This is a genomic window from Alcanivorax sp. HI0044, assembly GCF_001634945.1.
Map to the genome: position 1 here is coordinate 1 of NZ_LWEZ01001542.1, position 925 is coordinate 925.

1 protein-coding gene is annotated in these 925 nt (G+C 60.8%); it reads right to left on the reverse strand.

The features are described from left to right. Nucleotides 1-925: HAMP domain-containing sensor histidine kinase (locus A3730_RS23280; RefSeq protein ID WP_156501318.1), on the reverse strand; the 925-nt coding region annotated here is incomplete at both ends.

Sequence of the window (925 nt, forward strand, 5' to 3'; positions counted from 1 at the left end):
CGGAATCCCGACCCCGCGATCTCGGACCTCACAGCCCACCTGGTTGCCCTGCGCATACAGGCTGACATCAACGGAGCTGCCCTCATGGCTGTACTTCACCGCATTGGTCAGCAAATTCACAACCAGCCGCTCCAGCAGCTCATTGTTACCCAGCACCCAAACTTCCTGGTCCGGGTCGTACTCAAACCGCAAGGTGATATCACGCTGGTGAGCCTGAATCTGTACCTGATCGATGGCACTTTCGACCACATCGAGCATGTCCTGCTCGTTCATTTCCACGGATTCCACCGCTTCCACCCGGGCCAGCTGCAGGAATTGCTCGGCAATATTCAGGTTGCGCTGGGCATAGTGCTCCACATTATCGAGGAAGAGCGGCAAGCCCTCGTGGTCGCCGCTCTGACGCATTTTTTCCGTGAGCGCCAGCACCGACACCATGGGCGAGCGCAGGTCGTGGGAGAGAAAATCCAGCATTTCGGAACGGGCCCGCATGGCCTGCTTCACATCGCTGATGTCCTTGAAGGAAATGATCATCATCCGCCCCGGGTTATCGCCGGCATGCACCAGCAGCATGTCCAGATACAGGTCCGTGCCCTGGCGGTTACGGCACTCCACCTGGGTGCGGCCCTCGCCGAGGGTCCGGCACAGCAGGTCATCCCAGCTGTGCTCGCGCAGTTCCAGCTCCCGGTCCAGTTCTGTCACCATGGGCTGCCCCGTATCCAGCGCCCCCATTTCCAGGCCCAGCAGGAACGCAGCCTGGGGGTTCGCGTAGACAATCACCCCGCAGGCATCGGCGATCACCACCCCTTCGCGAATTTGCGCCAGTGTTACCTGGAAGAAACGGGTCAGTGCTTCCTGGCGCTCCTCTTCCCGGCGCAGCCGTTCGATGTGTTTTTCCAGCACCTCATAGCGCGGCCCCACGTTGGGC